Source organism: Clostridium sp. 1001271st1 H5 (genome assembly GCF_005845215.1).
In the GTDB taxonomy this organism is placed as follows: domain Bacteria; phylum Bacillota; class Clostridia; order Lachnospirales; family Lachnospiraceae; genus Enterocloster.
Window position 1 is genome coordinate 86,300 of sequence record NZ_SPHO01000021.1, and the last position, 23,618, is coordinate 109,917.

17 protein-coding genes are annotated in these 23,618 nt (G+C 52.7%); all 17 read left to right on the plus strand.

Annotation, left to right across the window (positions count from 1 at the left end; genetic code table 11):
* The first annotated feature begins 36 nt into the window (after positions 1-36).
* A complete protein-coding gene (locus FGS84_RS24620) occupies positions 37-390 on the plus strand; it encodes an Hpt domain-containing protein (RefSeq protein ID WP_138310931.1) in 354 nt (117 codons plus the stop codon).
* A 41-nt stretch (positions 391-431) separates the two neighbouring features.
* Positions 432-4,208 (plus strand): diguanylate cyclase, encoded by a 3,777-nt coding sequence (locus tag FGS84_RS24625; protein WP_138310932.1) that lies wholly within the window; start codon positions 432-434, stop codon positions 4,206-4,208.
* 60 nt (positions 4,209-4,268) lie between these two features.
* Entirely contained in the window at positions 4,269-5,234 is a 966-nt protein-coding gene (locus FGS84_RS24630) for an alpha/beta hydrolase (protein WP_138310933.1), read from the plus strand.
* Positions 5,235-5,487: 253 nt separating this feature from the next.
* Entirely contained in the window at positions 5,488-7,116 is a 1,629-nt protein-coding gene (locus FGS84_RS24635) for a response regulator transcription factor (RefSeq protein ID WP_138310934.1), read from the plus strand.
* Complete coding sequence (locus tag FGS84_RS24640; protein WP_138310935.1) at positions 7,113-8,693, plus strand: sensor histidine kinase; 1,581 nt, start codon at positions 7,113-7,115, stop codon at positions 8,691-8,693. The genes FGS84_RS24635 and FGS84_RS24640 overlap by 4 nt, the downstream gene beginning before the upstream one ends.
* A gap of 171 nt (positions 8,694-8,864) precedes the next feature.
* Complete coding sequence (locus tag FGS84_RS24645) at positions 8,865-9,962, plus strand: ABC transporter substrate-binding protein (protein ID WP_138310936.1); 1,098 nt, start codon at positions 8,865-8,867, stop codon at positions 9,960-9,962.
* A 142-nt stretch (positions 9,963-10,104) separates the two neighbouring features.
* Positions 10,105-11,619 carry a sugar ABC transporter ATP-binding protein gene (locus tag FGS84_RS24650; protein WP_138310937.1) on the plus strand — a complete coding sequence of 505 codons (1,515 nt, stop codon included), beginning with the start codon at positions 10,105-10,107 and terminating at the stop codon, positions 11,617-11,619.
* Positions 11,619-12,671 (plus strand): ABC transporter permease, encoded by a 1,053-nt coding sequence (locus tag FGS84_RS24655; RefSeq protein ID WP_138310938.1) that lies wholly within the window; start codon positions 11,619-11,621, stop codon positions 12,669-12,671. Before FGS84_RS24650 ends, FGS84_RS24655 begins: the two co-directional genes overlap by 1 nt.
* Complete coding sequence (locus tag FGS84_RS24660) at positions 12,671-13,696, plus strand: sugar ABC transporter permease YjfF (RefSeq protein WP_138310939.1); 1,026 nt, start codon at positions 12,671-12,673, stop codon at positions 13,694-13,696. Before FGS84_RS24655 ends, FGS84_RS24660 begins: the two co-directional genes overlap by 1 nt.
* A 426-nt stretch (positions 13,697-14,122) precedes the next feature.
* Positions 14,123-15,301 (plus strand): multiple monosaccharide ABC transporter substrate-binding protein, encoded by a 1,179-nt coding sequence (chvE, locus tag FGS84_RS24665; protein WP_138310940.1) that lies wholly within the window; start codon positions 14,123-14,125, stop codon positions 15,299-15,301.
* Positions 15,302-15,381: 80 nt separating this feature from the next.
* Positions 15,382-16,929 (plus strand): multiple monosaccharide ABC transporter ATP-binding protein, encoded by a 1,548-nt coding sequence (gene mmsA, locus FGS84_RS24670; RefSeq protein WP_138310941.1) that lies wholly within the window; start codon positions 15,382-15,384, stop codon positions 16,927-16,929.
* A 2-nt stretch (positions 16,930-16,931) separates the two neighbouring features.
* Positions 16,932-18,101, plus strand: a complete 1,170-nt coding sequence (mmsB, locus tag FGS84_RS24675) for a multiple monosaccharide ABC transporter permease (RefSeq protein WP_138310942.1) — start codon at positions 16,932-16,934, stop codon at positions 18,099-18,101.
* A 9-nt stretch (positions 18,102-18,110) separates the two neighbouring features.
* Positions 18,111-19,217, plus strand: a complete 1,107-nt coding sequence (locus FGS84_RS24680) for a GntR family transcriptional regulator (protein WP_138310943.1) — start codon at positions 18,111-18,113, stop codon at positions 19,215-19,217.
* Positions 19,217-19,501, plus strand: a complete 285-nt coding sequence (locus FGS84_RS24685; protein ID WP_138310944.1) for a hypothetical protein — start codon at positions 19,217-19,219, stop codon at positions 19,499-19,501. Before FGS84_RS24680 ends, FGS84_RS24685 begins: the two co-directional genes overlap by 1 nt.
* 24 nt (positions 19,502-19,525) lie before the next feature.
* On the plus strand, positions 19,526-21,022 hold the full coding sequence (gene araA, locus FGS84_RS24690; protein ID WP_138310945.1) for an L-arabinose isomerase: 1,497 nt from the start codon (positions 19,526-19,528) through the stop codon (positions 21,020-21,022).
* Between the two features lie 94 nt (positions 21,023-21,116).
* Positions 21,117-22,727: an FGGY-family carbohydrate kinase gene (locus tag FGS84_RS24695; protein ID WP_138310946.1), complete on the plus strand. Its 1,611-nt coding sequence runs from the start codon at positions 21,117-21,119 to the stop codon at positions 22,725-22,727.
* Between the two features lie 46 nt (positions 22,728-22,773).
* Positions 22,774-23,466 carry an L-ribulose-5-phosphate 4-epimerase gene (locus FGS84_RS24700; protein WP_138310947.1) on the plus strand — a complete coding sequence of 231 codons (693 nt, stop codon included), beginning with the start codon at positions 22,774-22,776 and terminating at the stop codon, positions 23,464-23,466.
* Positions 23,467-23,618 lie beyond the last annotated feature (152 nt).

The following is a 23,618-nucleotide window of genomic DNA, read 5'->3' on the forward strand; positions in this document are numbered from 1 at the left end:
GTTTCTGTGACCAGAACCGGAATGAGGAGGACTTCCATGGATTTAAATACGATACTTGAACTGCAGAGGGCGGGAGTGGATACAGAGGGCGCTTTAAGGCGCTTCAGCGGGAACTCCGCACTGTACGAACGGTTCCTTAAGAAGTTTCTGGAGGACGGTACATTTTCAAAGATTACAAAGGCGTTTGAGGAAGAGAGCAGGGAGGATGCCCTGATGGCAACCCACACCCTGAAGGGAGTGACAGCTAATCTGGGCATGGATAAGCTCTTTAATATATCATCTTCCATGGTGGACTGCATCAGGGCGGACCGCTTTGAGGATGCTGCCGGCGCATATCCGCAGTTGAAAGAGGCTTATGAGGAGATATGCGGAATTCTTGCAAATGACTAGCGGCAGCACGGGTCTGAAGGCTGCGGAGAGGAAGTGACGATATGCGTCAGCGGGATACCATACTGATTGTGGATGATATGGAGATAAACCGCGTGATTCTGGACGGATTGTTTCAGGAGGAATACCATCTGCTGGAGGCTGAGAACGGGGAGCAGGCGCTGCTTCTGCTGCGGCAGTATCATGAGAATATTGCAATCATGCTGCTGGATGTGGTGATGCCTGTGATGGACGGATACAGGGTGCTGCAGGAGATGGGGGCCAATGGGCTTCTGGACGAGGTGCCTGTGGTGGTAATCACGGCGGATAATTCCCTGGAAGGAGAGCTGAGGGCCTTTGATTTGGGGGCTTCCGACATCATTGTCAAGCCCTTTGAGCCCCATGTGGTCAAACGGCGGGTACATAATATTATTGAACTCTATCTTCACAAACATAATCTGGAAGACATGGTGGGCCAGCAGGCCCGAAAACTGAGGGAATCCAATGATGTGCTGGTGGATGCCCTGTCGTCTGTCATTGAGTACAGAAGCCTGGAATCGGGACAGCACATCAAGCGTATCCGCCTGCTTACGCGGGTGCTTTTGGAGGAGGTGTGCAGGAACTGTCCTGAGTACGGGCTGGATAAGAAAAAGATAGAGGTCATTGCTTCTGCCTCGGCCCTTCACGATATCGGCAAGATTGCCATTGAGGATAAGATTCTTAACAAGCCGGGACGTCTTACAAAGGAAGAGTTTGAAATCATGAAGACCCATACGGTCAAGGGATGCCAGATTCTGGAGGGCCTGGGACGTATGAGCGATAAGGAATACCTGGAGTATGCCTATAACATCTGCCGCTACCATCATGAGCGCTGGGACGGCAGGGGGTATCCGGACGGGCTGTGCGGGGATGCCATTCCCATCTGCGCCCAGGCCGTATCGATTGTGGATGCGTACGACGCCCTTACATCGGACCGGGTGTATAAGAAAGCCATTCCCCATGAACAGGCCTTCAACATGATTCTGAACGGCGAGTGCGGATGCTTTTCCTCCAGACTGCTGGACTGCTTTAAGAATGTGGAGCCGGAGCTGGCTGAACTGTGTAAGCGGTACCGGGACGGCAATGTCCCTGCGCCAGCGGAGCTTTCCCGCCACAGCGGAATCCCCGGGATGGGGGACGGCAGCCTGAGCGCCCTGCAGCTGGAGCAGATGAAGTATTTTGCCATGCTGCGGTATGTGGACACCACGGTGGCGGAGGTGGATTTTTCCACGGGAAGCTATCATGTGGTATATGCGCCGGATGAACGGATTAAGAAGCTGTTTCAGGGAGAATGCCTGGAGGCTGTGGTGGACTGCTATATAAATGATTTGGTGGCGACTGAGGAAAAGGACTATGTGCGGCGTATATGGAAATTAGAGATACCGCGGTTCTTTGAGGAGGGAATGCTGAAACAGAGCTGGAAATACCGGCTGAAGGATGAGAGAGGGTCTGAGGAAGCGTGTTATGAACTGACACTTCTGCGGGTGGACATTGAGCATCCGCGCCGCCGCAAGGCACTTCTGCTGTGGCGGCTTTTGGAAAACCTGCAGCCGGAGGCCAATCCCGACGAGAAGAGGCTCCGAGAGGACCGGCGGGTCCTCCACCAAATATTGAAGGGAATCATACGCTGCCGCAATGACCGGTGGTTCACCATGATGGATGTGGATGACGGCTTTCTCGGGTACACCAGGAAGGAAATAAGGAAGCGGTTCAATGACCGCTACATGGAAATGATACATCCGGATGACCGGGAGAGGATGCGCAGGGAACTGACGGAGCAGATAAACCGGGGCGGGGATTATGAAGTGGAATACCGGGTTCAGGACCGCAGCGGACGCATCAACTGGGTGCTGGACAAGGGGCGCCTGATGTACGATGCCGGGGGCAAGGAGTATTTTTACAGTGTAATCATTGATATTGACCAGACCAAGCATGCCCAGGAGGAACTGCGCCTGGGACTGGAACGGTATAAGATTGTTATGGAGCAGACCAATGACATTTTCTTTGAATGGGACATAAGCACGGACACCGTGGTGTACTCCACCAACTGGAAGAGCAAGTTCGGATACGACCCCATCTCGGAGCAGGCGTCGGTCCGCATACCTAAGATATCCCATCTGTATCCGGAGGACATGGCTCCTTTTGGGCATCTCATAAAAGAGATACGGGACGGCAGGCGATATGGGGAGCTGGAATTCCGGGTGTCTGATTCCAAGGGCCGCTATCAGTGGTGCAAGCTGAGAGCCACCACCCAGTTTGACGACCAGGGAGTTCCCTGCAAGGCAGTGGGAATTGTCATTGACATAAATGATGAGAAACTGGCGGCCCAGGAACTGAAGGCGCGGGCGGAGCGCGATACCCTGACCAGACTGTACAACAAGGCGTCTGCCAGACAGAGAATTGAGCATCTGCTGGCGAACCGGGAGGACGGGGAAGGGGCTGCCCTGTTTGTCATTGACATAGATAACTTTAAGATGGTCAATGACCAGTACGGTCATATGTTTGGGGATGCAGTGCTGACAAAGATTGCAGGACAGCTTTCAGGACTGTTCCGGAGCAGCGACATTGTCTCCAGGATTGGAGGGGACGAGTTCATGGCCCTTTTGCAGGGGGTGGTCAATGATGAACGGGTGAAGGCTGTGGCCGGACGGCTCATTGAGTGCTTTGAACGGGTGCTGGAGGAGCTGCCGAAGGATTGTTATATTACATGCAGCATCGGTATAGCCGTATGCCCAAGGGATGGGGAGGATTTCCAGACCCTGTTCCGGCGGGCCGACGTGGCGCTGTACCAGGCTAAGGCCTGCGGTAAAAAGCAGTACCAGATTTACGACCAGTCCATGGAGAACAAGGCCTTCAGCCAGGGCGCAGGGCGGGGGGCAACGGTGAATACTGCCATTGAATCGGAGCAGAACGGCGGTCTGGTATTAAATGACCTGCTGCCCAGGGCGTTTAACATTCTGGCCAAATCAGAACAGATGGATAAGGCTGTGGAAAGCGTGCTGGAGCTTCTGGGGGAACGGCTTCAGGTGAGCCGCGCCTACGTATTTGAGAATTCAGAGGATGGGACCTGCTACAGCAATACCTTTGAGTGGTGCAAGGAAGGAATCCGGCCCCAGAAGGACATGATGCAGGGGTGTTCCTACGCAGAGCTTAAGACGGATTATAAGAGCTGTTTTAATGAGCGGGGCATTCTGTACTGCGATGATATAGGGCAGCTTCCCGAAGATATCCGGAAACGGCTGAAGATAAGGGGGGTTAAGTCCATGCTCCAGTGCGCCATCAAGGATAACGGCGTGTTTAAGGGTTGGGTTGGATTTGATGACTGCACCTCCCACTGTCTGTGGACCATAAGCCAGATTGAGATTCTTTCCTTTGTGTCCGAGCTGCTGTCGCTGTTTCTTTTAAAGCAGAGGGCCCAGGACAGTGCCGTGGATTTGGCGGAGGACCTGAGGACCATACTGGACCATCAGAATTCATGGATTTATGTGGTGGACATGGAGAGCCATGAACTGCTGTTTATCAACAACAAGACCTATAAGATAGCGCCGGATTCAAGGCTGGGCATGAGCTGCCACGAGGCATTTTTCAACAGGGATAAGCCCTGTGAACGGTGTCCCATGAAAGAGGTGGAAGATAAGGTCAATTACACCATGGAGGTATATAATCCTGTCCTTAAGGTCTGGTCATCCGCTGACGCTTCCAGGATTCACTGGGGCGGCAAGGAGGCATGCCTTTTGTGCTGTCATGATATCACCTGCTATAAGACAGCGGAAGAAAATGGAGGGAATCAATCAAATGGGTGAGCAGAACGTGGAAACTGGAATATTCTGACAGTAGAGACTGTTGTGAAGAAGGAGTTCCATATGAAACGTTGTGTACCGTTAGAGCCGGCGGCAGAGGAGGTCTGTCAGGCCAATTCCAAACCGCCCCTTATATTTGAGCTGCCGCCGGCCGAGGGAAGGCTGGTTCTGGAAAAAGCCCAGGATACCCCTGTGTACAAATATCCGGCCCGCACCAGCAAGGTGCGGGTCAATACAGGAAGATGGGGGACCATTCCCGTGTGGCTGGTGGACCCGGGTGTTTCCTGCCAGCCTGCCAATGTCATCTTTTTTATCCACGGAGCCGGCTGGGTGTTCGGAAGCTTCCACACCCATGAAAAGCTGGTAAGGGAGCTGGCTGCCAGAACCGGCTGCCTGTTGATTTTCCCGGAGTATTCACGTTCCCCGGAGGCGCGTTATCCCACCGCCATTGAGCAGTGCTACAGCGTCATGTGTACGGTTCCGGACCTTGTGAAGTCCATGGGATATACCATGAATCCGGGAACCTTCACCGTGGCAGGGGACAGCGTGGGAGGCAACATGGCCACAATCATGACCCTTATGTCCAAGTACAGGAAGGGGCCCTTCATCCAGAAACAGCTTCTGTATTATCCGGTTGCCAATGCCTGCTTTGATACCTGCTCCTACAATGAATTCGCAGCGGGCTATTACCTGTACCGGGCAGGCATGGAGTGGTTCTGGAACCAGTATGCCCCATGCCAGAGAGACAGGGGACAGATTACGGCCTCTCCTCTCCGGGCTTCCAGGGAACAGCTGCGGGGCCTGCCGGACGCCATGATACTGAACGGCGAGGCAGATGTGCTCAGGGATGAGGGGGAGGCCTATGCCAGGAAGCTGCGCGACGCCGGGGTGGATGTGACCGCCCTGCGGTTCCAGGCCATTATCCACGATTTTGTCATGCTTAATTCCCTGGACCAGACAAGGGCCTGCCGTGCAGCTATGGATGTGTCCACGGAATGGATTAACCGGAAGAACCGGGAAAAGCAATAAACCAGCAAACCGGAACAAAGGCGGAGACAGTACGGAGGTCTCTGCTTTTTTGTTTCCCAAGGAAAAATGGAGGGTAAGGCATGGGCTGGAAGAGGGGCCGCAAGAAGGGAAGGGATGAAAAAAGGGGAAAAATAGGCACAAAGAGGTAAAAAGACGGACCGGAATTACCTTGAAAATGAACGTGTTATATTTTATACTGAAAGACAGCAATTGGAAGGTGTGGAAAAAAATACATAAGAGGGGGGACTGGATTATGATAAAGGTTTTTCTTGTGGAAGATGAGATTGTCATGCGGAACGGCATTAAAAACAACATCCCATGGGAGAAAGAAGGGCTGGAATTCGCAGGGGAAGCCAGTGACGGTGAACTGGCCTATCCGCTTATCAGGAAGACGCAGCCGGACATTCTCATCACGGATATCCGTATGCCCTTTATGGACGGACTGGAACTCTCGGAACTGGTGAAAAAGGAATTTCCCAGAATCAAAATCATCATACTCAGCGGGTATAATGAATTTGACTACGCCAAGCAGGCCATACACATCGGGGTGACGGACTACCTTTTGAAGCCTATCACAGCAGCCAAGCTTCTGGAGGCAGTGAAGAAGGTGGCGGATGTAATTGAGAAGGAGAGGGAGGACGCCCGCCTCATGGACAAGTACCGACTGGAGATGGCGGAGAATACAGTGCTGGAACGCCAGCGCCTGCTGCGGGACCTGGTGACAGGACGGGTCAATTTTAAAGAGGCCCTGGAACGGGGCGCGCAGGTGGGCATGGAGCTGTCCGCCTCCTTTTACCAGCTTATGCTGTTTAAACTCATGCCAATGGGTTCTGCTGTCGCCTATTCCGATCGGGTGGTATCCTGCCAGGAGGCCATTGAGGAGCGGATGGAGGGCCGGGAACACATACTGGTATTTGACCGCGGGGACGAGGGTTGGGCTTTCATACTGACAGGGGAGTCTGAGCAGGAGGTGGAGCGCAGGATGAGTGAGTGCGCCGTCAGCCTGGGGGAACTGGCCGGGGCCTATAAGGACATACAGTATTTCGGAGGAATCGGAAGCTGCGTAAACCGTCTGGGAGATTTGCAGATGTCCTATCTGCAGGCGGGACGGGCGTTTGCAGCCAGGTTTTTCATGGAAATGAACCGGGTTATCAGCTACAGCCAGATGGACGGCATGGTCCACGGCTCCGGGGAAGCCATTGATATCCACTCCGTGGATGCGTCAAAGGTGAACAGGAAGACTCTGGAGAATTTTCTGAAACAGGGAACCGTTGGGGAGGCTGCCGGATTTGTGGAGGAGTATTTCCAGAATGTGGGAGAAAAAAACTGCCAGTCCTTTATGTTCCGCCAGTACATTGTCATGGATTGCTATCTCTGCGTCAGCACCTTCCTGGAGCAGCTGGGCCTGGACATGGCGCGCCTTCCGCGGGAACTGTCGGACATGGAAAAGGTCCTTAAGGACAATTGTGCCCTGGACATGCTGAAGGATAAGCTGGTGCGGCTCTTTGAGGAGGTCATGACCTTAAGGGACAGCCAGACAGCCAGCAAGTACAGCCAGGTCCTGGACGAGGCTAAGGCGTTTATCCATGAGAATTACGCCAAGGAGGAGATATCCCTCAATACAGTGGCGGCCAGGGTCAATATAAGCCCCAGCTATTTCAGCTCTATCTTCAGCCAGGAGATGGGGGTGACCTTTGTGGAGTATCTTACCGGGGTGCGCATGGATAAGGCAAAGGAGCTTTTGATGTGCTCCAACCTTAAAACTTCTGAAATCGGGTACGAGGTGGGATATAAGGATTCCCACTATTTCGGCTATCTGTTCAAAAAGACCGTGGGATGCACGCCCAAGGAGTACAGGGCCGGAAGCAGGGAGGGTTCATGAAAGGAAAATGGAGGACCGGGGCCGGCAGGAAGGAGTGGGACGGAAACCGCATCCTGGAGCGCCTGCCTCTGGAAAAGCGCCTGAATCTGATGACATTCATCATCATCATACCCCTGGCAGTGCTGGTCATCTATCTCATGGCCACAGTGGCCAAGTTCTGCAATGCTTATACCCAGAGCATCACCAACATTACCCAGGCCAACAGCGTCACGGCCAATCTGCGGGAGGATGTGGATTACAGCATGTACCGCATTGTCATAGGCATGCGGACCTACCAGACCATCCATGACCTGATGGAAGAGGAACGGCCCTATGGATGGGAGCAGATTAAGGACCCCCATCAGGTCGTAAGCGATGCCAGGAAGACCTACCGGCAGCTGTTAAAACGGACGCCGGAGGGCGCCAACCGGACCAGGATTAACTGGCTGCTTCATTGCCTGGACCAGCTGGAACAGAGAGTGGATGAGATAGAAGACAACCTGCCCCACGGTATGTATGATAAGAACATGGAAATCCTGGATTACGGCGTCCGGGTGCTGACAGCGGACATAGAAAAGCAGGGCAGGGAGTATGTATACTACGAGACTCTGCATGTCCAGGAGATACAGAAGGAGCTGGAGAGCCAGGAGCACACGGCCATAGTGGTCAGCCTGACCCTGCTGGTATCCATCCTTCTCATCAGCCTGATTCTCAGCCGCAGGATAACCAAGAGCGTCACTGAGCCCATTCAGAAGCTCTGCAATGAGACGGAGAGGGTTGCAAAGGGAGATTTCACTTCCGGGCCCAAGATTGAGGCGGGGGATGAGCTGGCAATCCTTACGGGAAGCTTTGACCATATGAAGGAAGAAATCGGACGGCTCATAGAGGACATACGGCAGGAGCAGAACCAGCGCCGCGTCATGGAGCTGCAGCTTCTCCAGGAACAGATTAACCCCCACTTCCTCTATAACACCCTGGATACCATTGTGTGGCTGGCGGAGGGGGGACAGAACCGGGCCGTGGTGGACATGGTCACCTCCCTGTCGGAATTTTTCCGCACAACCCTCAGCGGCGGAAAGGATTTCATTACCATGCGCGAGGAAATCGGCCACATTGAAAGCTATCTCCAAATCCAGAAAATCCGCTACCAGGATATAATGGACTATGAGGTCACGCTGGAAAAAAACCTGGAGGAGTGCAGAATCCTGAAGCTTACCCTGCAGCCGCTGGTGGAGAATGCCCTCTATCACGGCATCAAGAATAAGAGGGGGAAGGGACACATCTGGGTCCGGGGGTATGCCAGGGAGGACATGGCCGTGCTGGAGGTGGAGGACGACGGCGCCGGCATGACACAGGAGGAGATGGAGGCCGTAAGGCGAAAGCTCAGAGGGGAAAAAGACCGGCCTTTACGGGAAGGACCGGCTCCCAAGGGCGGTTTCGGACTGTTTAACGTGGCGGAGCGCCTGCGGCTGAACTACGGTTCCCGGTGCAGCCTGGAATTTCACAGCGTCCTGGGCAGGGGCACAAGGGCCGTGGTGACCATTCCTCTGGAGGCCAGAGACAGCGGGCCGGAGATAATGGGGGAAGGGGAGAATTGAAAAATATCCCACCATAATCGTAAAAAAACACCCAAATGTATGAACAAACTATGAAAATTCTAAAAATCGTGTACAAAACAACGGAGAAATTCCGTTGTTTTTGTTATTAACAACTGCTATGATTATACCAACAAGGGGAAACAAAATACAAATCAAGGAGGTTTACGTATTATGAGGAAAAAAGGATTAAGCGTTATGTTATGTGCAGCAATGGCAGCATCCCTGCTGGCAGGGTGCGGCGGAAACAAGCCTGCAGAGACAACAGCTGCTCCGGCAGCAGAGACAACCGCAGCCGCAGCCGACACAACGGCAGCTCCTGAGAAGTCAGAGGCTGAGACAGAGGCAGAGGCAAAGGATGAAGCAGCATCCGGCGATTTGATTGTAGTGGGATATGCACAGGTTGGCGCTGAGTCTGACTGGAGAACCGCTAATACAGAGTCCTTTAAGTCAACCTTTACAGAAGAAAACGGCTACAAGCTGATTTTTGACGACGCACAGCAGAAGCAGGAGAACCAGATTAAGGCCATCAGAAGCTTTATCCAGCAGGATGTTGACTACATAGTAGTTGCCCCCGTGGTTGAGACCGGATGGGAAGCAGTTCTCCAGGAAGCACAGGAAGCAGGAATTCCGGTTATCCTGTCCGACCGTCAGATGGACGTGGATGAAAGCCTGTATGAGTGCTGGGTAGGCGGCAACTTCATCAAGGAAGGCGAGACAGCAGGAAACTGGCTGGCTGATTACTTAAAGGCACAGGGAAGGGACGGCGAGGACATCAACATCGTTACCCTTCAGGGAACCATCGGAGCATCCGCACAGGTTGGCCGTACAGAAGGTTTCGGAAACATCTTAAAGCAGCATGACAACTGGAAAATGTTAGATATGCAGACCGGTGAATTCACACAGGCTAAAGGCCAGGAAGTTATGGAGTCCTTCCTTAAGTCCTATGATAACATTGATGTGGTAGTTGCAGAGAATGACAACATGGCATTCGGAGCTATCGATGCAATCAAGGCGGCCGGCAAGACCTGCGGACCCGACGGCGACATCATCATCTTCTCCTTTGACGCAGTTAAGGCAGCATTTGACGCTATGATAGCAGGCGACTTAAACGCAGCATTTGAGTGCAACCCGCTGCACGGACCGCGTGTAGATGAAATCATCAAGAAGCTGGAGAAGGGCGAGACCGTTGAGAAGATTCAGTATGTAGACGAGGCTTACTTCGATACATCCATGGATTTGGAATCCATCAAGGCTGAGCGCGCTTATTAATCAACATTTTCGTTACAGTTCAGGAAAGGCGGTGGGGAGAGTCGTTGCACGGCTCTCCCCACTTTTCAAGCCCGGGACTGGATGTATTCTGGCAACTGAGCCCTGGAAATGGGGCGAATTACGGTAGAAAGGCGGAAATCGCATGGAGCAGAACGTTGTTTTGGAAATGCGGGGAATCAGCAAAAATTTCCCCGGTGTAAAGGCACTGCAGGATGTGGATTTTACTTTAAGAAAAGGCGAAATCCACGCCCTTATGGGTGAGAATGGTGCCGGGAAGTCTACATTAATCAAGGTGCTGACCGGCGTGGAGGAGTTTGAGACCGGTACAATCCGAATGGAAGGTTCATCCGATACCATCGTCAACCGGTCGCCCCAGGAAGCGCAGGAGAATGGCATCAGCACGGTTTACCAGGAGGTGAACCTGTGCCCCAACCTGTCCGTGGCTGAGAATCTCTACATTGGCAGGGAACCGAAAAAGGGGCCCATGATAGACTGGAGGTCCATGAAGGAAAATGCCAGGAAACTGCTGGAAGGCCTGGACATCCGCATTGACGTGACCATGGCGGTGGAGAACTATTCCCTGGCCATACAGCAGATGATTGCCATTGCCAGGGCGGTGGATATGTCGGCCAAGGTTTTGATTCTGGATGAGCCCACATCCTCCCTGGACGACGGTGAGGTGGAGAAGCTGTTTGTGCTGATGCGGCAGCTTAAGGCCAAGGGAATCGGAATCATTTTCGTTACCCACTTCCTGGAGCAGGTATATGCTGTCTGCGACCGGATTACGGTTCTCAGAAACGGCGCCCTGGTAGGGGAATTTAAGGTGGAGGAGCTGCCGAGGGTGCAGCTGGTGGCCAGGATGATGGGCAAGGATTTCGATGATTTGGCAGCCATCAAGAAGGAAGGCGTGTCCACGGTCAAGGAGGATGTCATCATAAGCGCCAAAGGGCTGGGGCACAAGGGTACCATCAAACCCTTCAGCCTGGATATCCATAAAGGCGAGGTCATCGGCCTTACAGGGCTTCTGGGCTCAGGCCGTTCTGAGCTGGTCCGCGCCATATACGGCGCCGATAAGCCGGACAGCGGCGAGCTGGAGGTAAAGGGAAAGATGCTAAAGGTCAATGCGCCCATTGACGCCATGATGGAAGGCATGGCTTACCTGCCTGAAAACCGCAAGGAGGAGGGCATCATCGCAGACCTGTCCGTGAGGGAGAACATCATCATTGCCCTCCAGGCCAAGAAGGGCATGTTCAAGCTTATGAGCAGGAAGGAACAGGAGGAATTCACGGACAAATACATCGACATCCTTCAAATCAAAACAGCGGACAGGGAAACTCCCATCAAACAGCTCTCCGGCGGCAACCAGCAGAAGGTGATTCTGGGGCGCTGGTTGCTGACTAATCCGGATTTCCTGATACTGGATGAGCCCACAAGGGGAATCGATATCGGTACCAAGACAGAGATTCAGAAGCTGGTGCTGAAGCTTGCAGAGGACGGCATGTCCGTGGTGTTTATTTCATCGGAGATTGAGGAGATGCTGCGCACCTGCAGCCGCATGGCGGTCATGCGTGACGGCGAGAAGGTGGGAGAACTTAAGGAAACCGAGCTGAGCCAGGATTCCATCATGAAAGCAATTGCGGGAGGAGGGGAAGAATAATGGGAAAACTTAAAAAACTGACAGGTTACAGGCTGTTTCTCCCGCTGTCCTGTCTTATCATAGTACTGTTAATCAATCTGATTACCACACCCACGTTTTTTAGAATAACCATCAATAACGGCGTCCTCTACGGGTATATCATCGATGTCATCAACCGGGCCAGCGAGCTGGTGGTGCTGGCCGTGGGCATGACTCTGGTGGTGTCCGCCTCCGCCGGAACCGATATTTCCGTGGGCGCTGTCATGGCAGTGGCTGCCGCAGTGTGCACCAGGGTCCTGGCAGGCGGCGAGGTGTCTGTCAATGAATATGCCAATCCCTACATCCTGGCCGTGCTGGCAGCCCTGGCAGTGGCGGTGGTGTGCGGCGGCTTTAACGGGCTGCTGGTTGCCAAGCTTAAGATACAGCCCATGGTGGCAACCCTGATTCTGTTTACCGCAGGCAGGGGCATCTCCCAGCTGGTGACAAACGGTCAGATTACCTACATCCGCGTGGACGGATATAAGCTGCTGGGCAACAACATACCGGGAATACCCATTCCCACCCCCATCTTTGTGGCTGTAATTGTGGTGGTCCTCACCTATGTGCTGCTGAAGAAAACAGCCATGGGCATGTACATCCAGTCCGTGGGCATCAATGAGAGGGCGTCCCGCCTGGTGGGCCTTAAATCAGTGAAAATTATCTGGCTGGCCTATGCATTCTGCGGACTGTGCGCGGGAATCGCCGGACTGGTGGCGTCTTCCCGTATCTATTCCGCGGACGCCAACAACATCGGCCTCAACATGGAGCTGGATGCCATTGCGGCAGTGGCCTTAGGCGGCAACTCCCTGGGCGGCGGCCGGTTCTCCCTGCTGGGCTCTGTAATTGGCGCCTATACCATCCAGGCACTGACCACAACCCTCTATGCCATGAGCGTGCCTGCGGACCAGATTCCGGTATACAAGGCCATTGTGGTTATCCTGATTGTAGCTGTACAGTCGGATGAGCTTAAGAAGTTCAGAAAGCGTTTGGCTGCCAGACACACATCCAAAAACGTGGAAGGAGGAGTGGCATAATGAAAAACAGAAGTGAAAAGAAAAAGCTGGACGGCAACTCCTTCCTGCTGGCTGTCACCATCATATTATTCTTTGTGATGTACATAGTGGGCATCATCATGTTCGGCGGAAGGGGATTTGCAAAGGTACAGAACTTCCTGAACCTGTTTATATCCAACGCCGGCCTGATTGTGGTGGCAACGGGCATGACCATTGTCATGATTACAGGCGGCATCGACATTTCCGTTGGCTCCGTGGTGGCCATGGTGTGCATGATGCTGGCCTGGATGATGGAAAGGGGAAACATCGGCGCATTTCCCGCCATCTTTATCGTGCTGGTTACCGGGTGCATATTTGGTCTGGTACAGGGATTTCTGGTGTCTTACCTTAAGATACAGCCCTTTATCGTGACCCTGGCAGGCATGTTTTTTGCGAGAGGCATGACATCCATTATCAGCCAGGAGATGATTAGCATTACCAACAAGACATTTACCGGTATTGCCACCTTTAAGATGTACCTGCCCTTTGGCGGCTATCTGAATAAAAAGGGGGTCATGATTTACCCTTACGTATACCCAAGCGTTATCATTGCCCTTGTGGTTCTGGCCGTTATTTTCGTGGTCCTTAAGTATACCAAGTTCGGCCGTTCTATTTACGCCATCGGCGGAAACGAGCAGTCTGCCCTGCTGCTGGGTCTGAATGTAAGGCGAATCAAGCTTCAGGCGTATGTGCTGGACGGATTCCTGGCAGGGCTGGGCGGACTTTTGTTCTGCATGAACACATGCTCCGGCTTCGTGGAGCAGGCCAAAGGATTTGAGATGGACGCCATCGCTTCCTCCGTTATCGGCGGAACCCTTCTGACAGGCGGCGTGGGAAATGTCATCGGAAGCCTTTTCGGCGTTCTGATTAAGGGCACCATTGAATCCTTCATCACCTTCCAGGGCACGCTGTCCTCCTGGTGGGTGAGAATCACCATTGCAGCCCTTCTGTGCTTCTTTATCGTACTTCAGAGCCTGATAGCAGCCCTGAAGAGAAAGAATAAGTAATGACGGCTGAAAATGTAACAAATCATTGAATGTAACAAATCATCGTGCCAGCAAGCGGGCCGTCGGCTTGCTGGCATTTTTTTGCATTGGGGGTTGGTATTTCGGATATATTCACATGGGAGAAAGAAGGTTTCTGGTCGAAAATGGGTAAAATGTTGCATAAGTTGTACGTACAAGAATAAAAAATATAAAAAAGTAATAAATACCTATTGACAAATGAAGAACAAAAATGTATAGTGTATTTAAAGAAAAACGTAAGAAAAATTGACGAAACCCACAACACAAACTGGATAAAAACTGCGAAACTGCAAATTAATCCAAAATGACCGGATGAAACAGGACAAGGCTTAGCTGAATTAACGAAAGTACAAGCTTGCAAACATGTATGCAAGTTGTATGTATAAATTAAACCATGGGAGGTAACATATGAAACGAAAAATTTTAAGCATGATTCTGGGGACGGCAATCGCGGCTTCACTGTTAACAGGATGCGGCGGCTCACAGCAGACATCAGTAACCACAGCGGCAGGGGACACCACCGCGGCAGCGGCAGATTCCACCGCAGCAGCTGATGCGGCTACCGAGGCAGCCAAGGCAGCAACCGGCGAGGGCCAGAAGGTAGGCGTGGCCATGCCGACACAGTCATCCGAGCGCTGGATTAACGATGGCGCCAATATGAAGAAGCAGCTGGAAGCCCTTGGATACGAAGTAGACCTTCAGTATGCAGAGGACGATGTACAGATGCAGGTTTCCCAGATTGAGAACATGATTGCATCCGGCGTCAACTGCCTGGTAATCGCATCCATCGATTCCTCCGCACTTGTAAACGTTGAGGAGCAGGCCAAGAGCGCAGGCATCCCAATCATTGCTTATGACCGTCTTCTGATGGACACCGACGCGGTTTCCTACTATGCAACCTTTGACAACAAGGGCGTTGGTACCGCAATCGGCAACTACATAAAGGAAGCCAAGGACTTAGATGCAGCCAAGGCAGCCGGAGAGTCCTACACCATCGAGTTCTTTATGGGCTCACCGGATGACAACAACGCGCTGTTCCTGTACAACGGACTGATGGAAGTCCTTCAGCCATACCTGGATGACGGAACACTGGTATGCAAGTCCGGACGTACATCCTTCGAGGATACATGTATCCTGAGATGGTCCCAGGAAACAGCCCAGCAGAACTGTGAGAACTATCTGACCGGATTCTATGCAGACGAGAAGCTGGACATCTGCGCAAGCGCATTTGACGGTTTCGCATACGGCTGCAAGGCAGCGCTGGAAGGCGCCGGCTACAAGGTTGGCGAGGACTGGCCTCTGATTACAGGACAGGATGCAGAGCTGATGGCAGTTAAGAACATCATTTCCGGTTACCAGACAGCAACCATCTACAAAGATACACGTCTTCTGGCTGAGAAGTGCGTAACCATGGTACAGGCTGTTCTGGAAGGCGCTGAGCCTGAAATCAACGATACCGAACAGTACAACAACGGCAAGGTTGTGGTTCCTGCTTACCTGTGCACACCGGTGGCAGTAGACAAGGACAACTATAAGGAAATTATCGTGGACGGCGGCTACTACACAGAGGAGCAGCTGGCACAGTAAAGATGATTCGGGCGGCGGCATGGGTGCCGCCGTCCGATTGCGCTTTTACAGAGTATCTTTCAAGAAAAGGAGTTGAAAAGATGTCCGATTATATTTTGGAGATGAACCACATCACGAAGGAATTCTCGGGCGTGAAAGCCTTGGACGATGTCAATATCAAGGTAAAACGCGGTGAGATTCATGCGCTGTGCGGTGAGAACGGGGCTGGAAAGTCCACCCTGATGAATGTGCTGTCCGGCGTTTACCCCTTTGGTTCATACAGCGGGGATATCGTGTATAACGGCAATGTGTGTCAGTTCCACAGCATCAAGCAGTCTGAGGCCAAGGGCATTGTTATCATTCACCAGGAGCTGGCCTTAAGCCCATACATGTCGGTGGCTGAGAACGTGTTCCTGGGAAATGAGCAGAAGGCGGCCAAGGGAATCATCGACTGGACCCTGACCCATAAAAAGGCCCAGGAAATGCTTGAAAAGGTTGGACTGGGCGGAGAAAACCTGAATGCGCCCATCAGCAGCCTGGGCGTTGGAAAGCAGCAGCTGATTGAGATTGCCAAGGCCATGGCCAAGAAGGTGGAGCTGCTGATTCTGGATGAGCCAACGGCCGCACTCAACGATGAGGAGAGCCGCCGGCTTCTGGACATCATGCTGGACCTCAAATCACATGGAATCACCAGTATCATCATCTCCCATAAGCTGAACGAAATCAGTTACGTGGCAGATTCCATTACGGTTATCCGGGATGGAAAGACCATTGAGACTCTGGAGAAGGGCAGGGATGATTTTACGGAAGACCGCATCATAAAAGGCATGGTGGGCCGTGAGCTGACCAACCGTTACCCGGAACGGCACTGTGAAATTGGTGATACGATTTTCGAGATAAAAAACTGGAATGTGTACCATCCCGACGATGCCCAGAGACAGATTATCAAGGACGTTTCCCTTCATGTGCGCAAAGGCGAGGTAGTTGGCCTGGCAGGACTGATGGGCGCGGGCCGTACCGAACTGGCCATGAGCGTATTCGGCAGGTCCTACGGACAGAAAATCAGCGGCACCATTAAGATAAACGGAAGAGAAGTACATATTAAGGATGTTAAGGACGCCATCAACAATAAGCTGGCGTACGTGTCCGAGGACAGGAAGAATTACGGACTTGTTCTTATCAAGGATATCAAGTGGAACATGACCCTGTCCGCCATGCGGAATTTCTTTTCCAAAAACGGCGTTCTCAATGAAAATGATGAAATTCTGGCTGCAGAGGATTACAAGAAGAAAATCAACATCAAGTCTAATTCCATTAACCAGACCGTGGGCTCCCTTTCAGGCGGCAACCAGCAGAAGGTGGTTCTTGCCAAGTGGATGCTGACACAGCCGGATGTGCTGATTCTGGATGAGCCTACCAGAGGTATCGACGTAGGCGCCAAGTATGAGATTTACTGCGTTATCAATGACCTGGCAAAGGCGGGCAAGGCAGTAATCGTCATCTCCTCTGAGATGCAGGAGGTAATCGGTACCTGTGACCGCGTATACGTTATCAACGAGGGACGGATTGCAGGAGAACTGACCAGGGAAGAGGTCACCCAGGAACGAATCATGAAGTGTATTATGGCGGATAATGGAAAGGAAGCGTAGAGATGGATAAGAAGAAAACAGTTAATATTGATATGAAGCAGTATGGCATGGTGCTTGCTTTAATCGCAGTGTTCTTGATTTTCGCAGTCATGACCGGCGGAAAGAACATGTCGCCGGCCAACATCAACAACCTAATCATGCAGAACGGATACGTGGTTATCCTGGCAGTCGGTATGCTGTTATGCTGTCTGACCGGCAACATTGACCTGGGCGTCGGCTCCATCGTGGCCCTGTGCGGCGCAACCGTGGGTATCCTGATGATTGACTACCACACCAACATGTGGGTGGCTATCCTGGCTGCCCTGGCAGTAGGCGCCCTGGCCGGTATGTTCGTAGGCCTGTTCGTATCCAAGCTGAGCATCCCGCCTTTCATCGTGACCCTGGCAACCATGCTTATGGGACGCGGACTTACATACACCCTGTTAAAGGCGCAGACAAAGGGACCTCTTCCCACCAATTATACCTATATCGGCGCAGGCTTCCTGCCCACCATGAAGATTCCCTTTGGAAACGGCACTCTGGACCTGATTTCCATTATTGTGGCAGGCGTAGCCACGGTTCTGGTGGTCATGGCGGAGCTTAAGAGCCTCAACACCAAGAAGAAATACGGTTTTCCAACCAATCCGTTATGGCAGACCATTGTAAAGGAAGCTGTCATACTGATGATTGTATGGTTCTTCTTCTACAAGCTGTCACGCTACAACGGCATCCCCTTTGTATTGGTTATCATGGGCGTACTGGTGGGCCTGTATCATTTCATCACCAGCAAGACCGTTGCAGGACGCCAGATTTACGCCCTGGGCGGCAATGCCAAGGCGGCAAAGCTTTCCGGTATCAACACAGAGAAGGTATTCTTCTGGGTTTACACCAACATGGGTATCCTGAGCGCCATTGCAGGTATTGTGCTTTCCGCACGTAATGCGTCCGCAACCCCCAAGGCCGGCGACGGTTTCGAGATGGATGCCATTGCCTCCTGCTACATCGGCGGCGCAGCTACCAGCGGCGGTATCGGTACGATTATCGGAGCCGTAGTAGGTGCTTTCATTATGGGTATCCTGAACAACGGTATGTCCCTCTACGGATGGTCCACCGACATCCAGAAAATCGTAAAAGGCGCTGTACTTTTAGGCGCTGTTACGGTAGACTTATTATCAAAGAGGAAAAAAGGATAGGTTTTGATTATGAGTACACAGGAGCTGAAATATAGAGCAGTTTATAACTGGGTGTTGGACAACATTAACAGCGGAGCTTTGAAGGTAGGCGAAAAGCTGCCTTCGGAGAATGAACTCAGCGAGCGTTTCGGGCTGAGCCGCCAGACGGTACGCCATGCCGTGGATATCCTGGAGCAGCAGAAGCTGGTATTAAGGGTTCGGGGCAGCGGTACCTATGTGGGCGGCAACGGCAAGGCGGAACGCCAGGAACGTTACATGAACATCGCTGTAATCAGTACCTATGTGGACAGCTATATTTTCCCTCCTGTGGTGAGAGGAATCGAGAGAGTGCTCTCCAGAAAAGGTTATACCACCCAGATTGCCTTTACCGGCAACCGGGTGAGCAGGGAACAGGACATACTGAATAATCTTATTGATAAAGACATCATAGACGGACTGATTGTGGAGCCGGCCAAAAGCGCTCTTCCCAATCCAAACCTGCATTACTACCAGGAACTCAAGGAACGGGGGATTCCGATTCTGTTCTTTAACAGCCGGTACCCGGAGCTGGAGCTGCCATGCGTGTCCATGAACGATGAGCAGGTGGGAAAAAAGGCAGTGGAATATCTGATTAAGAACGGCCACAGGAGCATCGGAGGCGTGTTTAAAAGCGACGACGGACAGGGCCATTTGAGGTACAAGGGGTTCCTGTCCGGTATGCTGGAGGCAGGCATCAAGGTTAAGGATGCCAATGTGGTATGGCTGGACACGGAAGATTTCCTGGACCTGGACCAGTGGTCGGATTATCTGTTCCGCAGGCTGGAAAGCTGCACGGGCGTGGTATGCTACAACGATGAAGTGGCATACGTGCTGTCCGGGCTCTGCGAGAAGCGGGGCATTGCCATCCCGGACCAGCTGTCCATTGTCAGCATTGACAACTCGGACCTGGCAACCCTGGCCGGCGTGAAGCTGACCTCCTTCCCCCACCCCATGGAGGCGCTGGGCAGAAAAGCAGCAGAGAACATGATAGGTATGATTGAGAATCCCTACTTTGACGGTAATTATCTGTTTGACTCGGATATCATTGAGCGGGATTCGGTAAAGGTCCTGGAGGGGCCCCATAAGGAGGAATTATAATGGGTGCAAAGAAAGACAAAAATGCCGAAAAACCGGCTCAGATAACCGTAATACTGCGTCTGGCTGCAGGAGGCTACCTGGTATACCTGGCCTTTGGTCTGCTGCAGGAGTATTTGAAGCCTGCCGGCGGAGGCAGGATGGTACAGATTGGCTGTGCGGTATTCTTTGGCATAGCAGGCGCATTCCTGGCCGGCTGGTCCCTTAAGAAATTCATAAAAGGCGAGTATGTTAAATACGGCGAGATTCCGGATGATGACGAGGAAGAGCAGACGGATGATATTTAGCAGCATTTAAGGAGGATGAGAGATATGATAGCAGTAAAGAATTATAAGTTCTGGTTCTGTACAGGTTCACAGGACCTCTACGGAGATGAGTGTCTGGCACATGTGGCGGAGCATTCCAGAATCATTGTGGACAGTCTTAATAAATCAGGCATCCTGCCCTATGAGGTGGTGTGGAAACCCACGCTGATTACCAATGAGCTGATACGCAGGACCTTCAATGAGGCCAATGCGGATGACGCGTGCGCAGGCGTTATCACCTGGATGCATACATTTTCCCCTGCCAAGTCCTGGATTCTGGGACTGCAGGAATACAGAAAGCCTCTTATGCATTTCCATACACAGTTTAACCAGGAGATTCCCTACGATACCATTGACATGGATTTCATGAATGAGAACCAGTCCGCTCACGGGGACAGGGAATACGGCCACATGGTGACCCGCATGGGCATTGAGAGAAAGGTCATAGTGGGACACTGGAGCGATGAAAAAGTAGTGGGCCGCATTGCTGGCTGGATGCGCACCGCGGTGGGCATCATGGAGAGCAGCCATGTACGGGTGGCAAGATTCGCGGACAACATGAGGAATGTGGCTGTCACCGAGGGAGACAAGGTGGAGGCCCAGATGAAATTTGGCTGGGAAGTGGACGCTTATCCGGTCAATGAGCTGGCTGAGTATGTGAAGGCTGTGCCCAAGGGAGATATTACGGCCCTGGTGGACGAATACTACAGCAGGTACACCATCCTGACAGAGGGCAGGGACCCGGAGGAGTTTAAGCGCCATGTGGCGGTACAGGCCCAGATTGAGGCTGGCCTTGAGAAGTTCCTGCTGGACAAGGATTACCACGCCATTGTTACCCATTTTGGGGATTTGGGAGAGCTGCAGCAGCTGCCCGGCCTGGCTATCCAGCGCCTCATGGAAAAGGGATACGGATTCGGGGCAGAGGGAGACTGGAAGACGGCAGCCATGGTAAGACTGATGAAAATCATGACCCAGGGCGTGAAGGATGCCAAAGGAACCTCGTTTATGGAAGATTATACATATAACCTGGTGCCGGGCAGGGAGGGAATCCTGGAAGCCCACATGCTGGAGGTGTGCCCCACCATTGCAGACGGGGAAATCAGCATCAAGGCATGCCCGCTGTCCATGGGCGACAGGGAAGACCCGGCCAGGCTGGTATTCACATCCAAGACAGGCCATGGAATCGCCACATCCTTAGTGGACCTGGGCACAAGATTCCGTCTGATTATCAACGATGTGGAGTGCAGGAAAACAGAAAAGCCTATGCCTAAGCTTCCTGTGGCAACTGCATTCTGGACACCGGAACCCAATCTGGCAACCGGGGCAGAGGCGTGGATTCTGGCAGGCGGCGCGCACCACACCGCATTCTCCTATGACCTGACGGCAGAGCAGATGGGAGACTGGGCGGACGCCATGGGCATAGAGACAGTCTATATTGACAAGGATACCAGCATCCGCGGGCTTAAGAACGAGCTTCGCTGGAACGCGGCTGCTTACAGGTAGGATTAGGAACAGGATATATGGGGCGGACCCTGGGGGCATGTGTTCAACGTGTTCTTAACGGCCCGCTCCTTAATGAGCAAGTGGAGGGGAATTCATGAGTTTAGATATAAATAGCATAAGAGAACAAATTGAGCATGGAAATACTTCCCTGGGCATAGAGCTGGGCTCCACCAGGATTAAGGCGGTCCTCATCGGCGGGGACCACACACCCATTGCCTCCGGCAGCCATGACTGGGAAAACAGGTACGTGGACCATATCTGGACCTATACCCTGGAGGACATCTGGAACGGCATCCGGGACTGCTACGGTAAGATGGCTGAGGATGTACAGAAAACATACGGCATTACCCTGACCACCATTGGTTCCATTGGTTTTTCAGCCATGATGCACGGCTATATGGCATTTGACAAGAACGGAGAGCTTCTGGTGCCCTTCCGCACCTGGAGAAATACCATTACAGGACCTGCCGCTGAAAAGCTGACAGAGGTATTCCGGTACAATATACCCCAGAGATGGAGCATTGCCCACCTGTACCAGGCCATTCTCAATAAGGAAGAGCATGTGAAGGATATAGATTATCTTATCACGCTGGAGGGCTATGTGCACTGGAAACTGACCGGCAGACGCGTCCTCGGCATCGGCGACGTGGCAGGCATGTTTCCGGTGGATATCCATGCCAGGGATTTTGACCAGAAGCGTGTGGAGCAGTTTGATGAACTGGTGGCAGGGGAGAATTTCCCGTGGAAGCTGCGGGATATCCTGCCCAAGGCCCTGGTGGCGGGAGAGGATGCAGGCGTCCTGACCGAAGAAGGCGCAAAGCTGCTGGATGTGTCCGGAAACCTGAAAGCAGGCATTCCCATGTGTCCGCCTGAGGGCGACGCGGGCACCGGCATGGCGGCCACCAACAGCGTGGCTGTCCGCACCGGCAATGTGTCCGCGGGTACCAGCGTGTTTGCCATGGTGGTACTGGAGAAGGAGCTGGAGCATGTGTATCCGGAGATTGACCTGGTGACCACTCCGGCAGGCGACATGGTTGCCATGGTGCACTGCAACAACTGTACATCGGACCTGAATGCATGGGTGAACCTGTTTAAGGAGTTTACAGAGGCAATGGGCGTGAAGGCGGACATGAACCAGCTTTACGGTACCCTTTACAACAAGGCCCTGGAGGGCGACCCTGACTGCGGCGGTCTGCTGGCCTACAATTATTTCTCAGGGGAGCACATTACCCACTTTGAGGAAGGCCGTCCCCTGTTTGTGCGCACGCCGGACAGCCGGTTTAGCCTGGCGAATTTCATGAGGGTGCACCTGTACACCTCCTTAGGCGCCCTTAAGACAGGCATGGATATCCTGCTTAAGCAGGAGCATGTGAAGGTGGACAGCCTTCTGGGCCATGGCGGCCTCTTTAAGACAAAGGGCGTGGGCCAGAGAATCCTGGCGGGAGCCATGAACGCGCCGGTTTCTGTCATGGAGACAGCCGGGGAAGGAGGAGCCTGGGGCATTGCCCTGCTGGCCGCCTATATGAGGTGCAGGGAAGAGGGCGAAACCCTGGACGCTTACCTGGCAGACAAGGTCTTTGCAGGAGACAAGGGAACCAGAATGGAGCCTGTGAAGGAGGATGTGGAAGGATTCGAGGCATTCATGAAGCGGTATGCAGAGGGCCTTGCCATTGAGAAGGCTGCTGTGGAGCATATGAAGGATTAAGCTGTGAGCATAGAAGGATTAACAGGAACGGGAGCGGATACAGACTATGTTAGAAGAACTGAAACAAAAGGTATATGAAGCCAATATGGAGCTGCCCTGCAGGGGCCTCATCACCTACACATGGGGTAATGTCAGCGGCATTGACCGGGAAACGGGATTGTTTGTCATAAAACCCAGCGGCGTGGATTACGATGTATTGAAGCCATCTGATATGGTGGTTATGGATCTGGAGGGCAATAAGGTGGAGGGGGAGATGAATCCTTCCTCTGACACAGCCACCCATGTGGAGCTGTACAATGCATTTAAGGAGATAGGCGGTATTGTCCATACCCATTCCCCTCATGCAACGGCCTGGGCGCAGGCGGGCAGGGCCCTTCCCTGCTATGGCACCACCCATGCAGACTATTTTTACGGTGAGATTCCCTGTGCCAGAAACCTGACGGCAGAGGAAATCGAGGATGGCTATGAGAAAAATACGGGAAGGGTCATCATAGAGACATTCCAGGGTAAAAATCCGGTTTATATTCCGGCTGTTCTGTGCAAGAACCACGGTCCCTTTACCTGGGGAAAGGATGCGGCTGAGGCTGTCCACAATGCGGTTGTGCTGGAGGAGATTGCCAGGATGAATTTCATGACGGAACTTATCAATCCCCAGGCAGGGCCAGCTCCCCAGTGTATGCAGGATAAGCATTTCATGCGCAAGCATGGGCCGAATGCTTATTATGGACAGGGAAAGTAAATGATACCGGCTGACGCCTGGCTGTTTAGCAGGCAGATGAATGTGCGAAATATAGTAAGAAGGCCCGCAGAGGCAGTCCCCGGGTTCCGGGGATTTGGTTACTGTTCAGAGGCTAACTTGTAAAGAAAGAACCCATGGTGTAGACTGGAAGC